The sequence below is a fragment of the Variovorax sp. 20P10.2.4 genome, from assembly GCF_058244205.1.
On sequence record NZ_JBZAYE010000784.1, the window covers coordinates 1 to 3029 of the forward strand.

Here is a 3029-nt window from a genome sequence, read left to right on the forward strand (position 1 = left end):
CGTCTCGCGGCCGCCGCGACCTCGGAGGCCCAGCGCCAGCCGGAACGCCCCGCCGTCCAGACGACGGCGGGCCTCACGCAACGGGCCGCGGCACTGGCCGACAACATCGTCTTCGCCGACCGGCGCAGCTTCTCCGCCAACGTGGAGCGCATCGAGATCGACGGCAAGGTCTTCGAACTCGAGGACGAAGGCGCCAAGGCGCCCGCGGCGCAGCCGTCGACGCCGCGCTGACATCGCCGCCCCGCGGCGGGACGGCATGGCCGCTCCGCCTCCCCTTCTCCTCTTCGTTCCCGTTGCGACATGAATCCCCTTCGTCCCGTCTCGCCCTCACGCCGGGCGCGTCCCGCGCTCGCCGCCTTCTCCGTGTTCTGCACGCTCGCGACCAGTGGCCATGCCCAGGTGGCGCCGATCCCCAACTACGGCAGCGGCGATGCGCTGCGCGAAGCCCAGCCGCCGCGCCCGCTCGGCACTCCGAGCCAGCCGCCCGCGCCGGTGATCGTGGAGCAGCCCGAGCGGCCGCTGGCCCTGCCGGCCGGCGAGACGCTGACGGTGCGCGACTTCAAGGTCGAGGGCGCCGACGAGATTCCGCCCGCCGAGCTGCAGGCCACGCTCGATCCCTACCGCGGCCGCGCGCTGTCGATGGCCGAGATCGAGCAGGCCGCGGGCCGGCTCACGGCGCTGCTGCGCGACCGCGGCTATCTGGTGGCACGCGCCTACGTGCCGCGGCAGGACGCGAGCGCCGGCACGCTGACGATCCGGGTCCTGATCGGCAGCTACGGCAAGCTCACGCTCAAGAACCGCTCGCTGGTGCGCGACGCGACCGTGACCGATGCGTTCGCGGCCTTGCAGGCGGGTCAGCCGGTTTCCCGCGCGCAGCTCGAGCGCGCGATGCTGCTGGTCGGCGACATGCCCGGCGCCACCCTGCCCCGCCTCACGATCTCGCCGGGCGAAGCGCCGGGCAGCTCGGACTTCGATGCCGAGGTGGGTGAAGGCAAGCGCCTCGCGGGCTATGTGCTGGTCGACAACCAGGGCTCGCTCTACACCGGCAAGAACCGTCTGAGCGCGGGTCTCGACATCAACTCGCCCTTCGGCATCGCCGACCGGCTGAGCCTCAACCTGATGGGCACAGAAGGCGGCGGCCTCGACAACGCCCGCGTGGCCTACGGCTTTCCGCTGACCGCGAGCGGCCTGCGGCTGGAGCTTGCCGCCGCGCGCACGACCTATCACCTGGGCGGCGACTACGACGACCTCGAGGCCAAAGGCCGGGCGCGCACGGTCGAGGCCACCTTGAGCTATCCGCTGCTGCGCAGCCGCGAGCAGAACCTGTCGCTGAGCCTGAACCTCGCGCAGCGCCATCTGCGCGACGAGGTGGGCGCGGTCGAGAGCGTCGACCGCAAGACCACCAAGGTCGCGACCTTCGCCGTGCAGCACGAACGCTGGGGCCAGCTGCTGGGCCGGCCGGGCTACACCAGCGTCGTCGCCGGATTCAGCTACGGCCACCTCGACATCGACAACCCCGCGCAGGCGGCGCTCAACCGCGCCGGCGCCGACACGGCCGGCGACTTCGCGCACCTGAACCTGCGGCTCGCCGCCAACGTGGAATTCGCCAAGGGCTGGACCGCGAGCAGCGCACTGAGCCTGCAGAAGGCGCTGCGCAACAAGAACCTCGACGGCAGCGAGCAGATGAGCATCTCGGGCCCCAACGGGGTGAAGGCGTACCGCGAATGGGTGAGCGGCGACAACGGCTACCTGCTCAATGCCGAGCTGCGCTATGCACTGCCCGCGCCCGAAGGGCTCACGCATTCGGTGGGCGTCTTCGCCGACCTCGGCCGCGCCTGGCTGCAGAACGCCGACTACACGACGCGCAACGGCGTGCGCCTGTCGGACGTGGGCATCGGCTACCAGGCACGCTACGGGGCGCTGTTCGGGCGCCTGCAGGTCGCGCGCGCCATCGGCTCGCGGCCCCAGGAGATCGTGCGCGAGAGCCGCACGCGCGTGCTGGTGCAGGCCGGCGTGTTGTTCTGAAGAACCGACGAGGAGCACGGAATGAACATGAACTGGCTCGCCGGCGCCATCGACTACGGCGTCATCGGACTGCTGGTGGTGCTGAGCGTCTTCGTGGTCGCGATCGGCATCGAACGCGCCTGGCTCTACAGCCGCATCGACACCCACGCGATCCGCGACATCAAGTCGCTCGAACTGGTGCTCACGCGCAAGCTCTTCGTCATCGCCTCGGTGGCGAGCAATGCGCCCTACCTGGGCCTGCTGGGCACGGTGTTCGGGATCATGCTGACCTTCTACAACATGGGTCAGGACGCCTCCATCGACACCGGCAAGATCATGGTCGGCCTCGCGCTCGCGCTCAAGGCCACGGCCGTGGGACTCGGGGTGGCGCTGGTGTCGGTGGTGCTCTACAACACGCTGCTGCGCAAGGTGCAGGTGTTGATCCTCGAATGGGAGATCGCGCGTGACCGAAAAGCCGATTGACAGCATGAACATGCTCCCCTTCGTCGACATCATGCTGGTGTTGCTCACCATCGTGCTGACGACCTCGAGCTTCATCGCGAGCGGGCGGATTCCCGTCAACCTGCCGCAGGCCAGCGCGAGCCCCGCGGACACCTCGCAGACGCAGACCATCGTGATCGATGCGGCGGGGGTGATCCACTTCGGTGGCGAGGCTTTGAATGCCGACACGCTCAAGACCCGGCTCGCCGCGATGGACAAGCAGACGCCCTTCCTGCTGCGCGCCGACCGCACGGTGCAGCTGCAGCGCTTCATCGACGTGGCCGATGTGCTGAAGCAACTGGGCTTCGCCAAGGTGGCCGTGCAGACGGAACCGACGACGCGATGAGGTTCGCGATCGGCCTCGGCCTCTCGGTGCTGCTGCATGCGGCACTGGTGCTGCCGTGGCTGGTGCGCGCGCGGCCCGAGGCGCCGCCGCCGTTGCGCGAGCAACTGGTGGTGGACCTGCTGGGCATGGTGAGCAACCGCCAGGTCGAGCAGCAGCAGGTGGCACGGCCGGCCGAGCC

General features: G+C 69.9%; 5 protein-coding genes. All 5 read left to right on the plus strand.

Going from position 1 to position 3029, the window contains the following annotated elements; all coding sequences use genetic code 11:
• The coding region (locus AC27VN_RS37460) for a hypothetical protein (RefSeq protein ID WP_490879927.1) at positions 1-231 on the plus strand (231 nt) is incomplete at its 5' end.
• Between the two features lie 69 nt (positions 232-300).
• The gene (locus AC27VN_RS37465; protein ID WP_490879928.1) at positions 301-2025 is read left to right on the plus strand and encodes a ShlB/FhaC/HecB family hemolysin secretion/activation protein; all 1725 of its coding nucleotides are present in this window, start codon (positions 301-303) and stop codon (positions 2023-2025) included.
• Between the two features lie 21 nt (positions 2026-2046).
• A complete protein-coding gene (exbB, locus tag AC27VN_RS37470) occupies positions 2047-2487 on the plus strand; it encodes a TonB-system energizer ExbB (RefSeq protein WP_093349691.1) in 441 nt (146 codons plus the stop codon).
• Between the two features lie 4 nt (positions 2488-2491).
• Entirely contained in the window at positions 2492-2851 is a 360-nt protein-coding gene (locus AC27VN_RS37475; RefSeq protein WP_490879929.1) for an ExbD/TolR family protein, read from the plus strand.
• The coding region (locus tag AC27VN_RS37480) for a hypothetical protein (protein WP_490879930.1) at positions 2848-3029 on the plus strand (182 nt) is incomplete at its 3' end. The genes AC27VN_RS37475 and AC27VN_RS37480, both read left to right, overlap by 4 nt.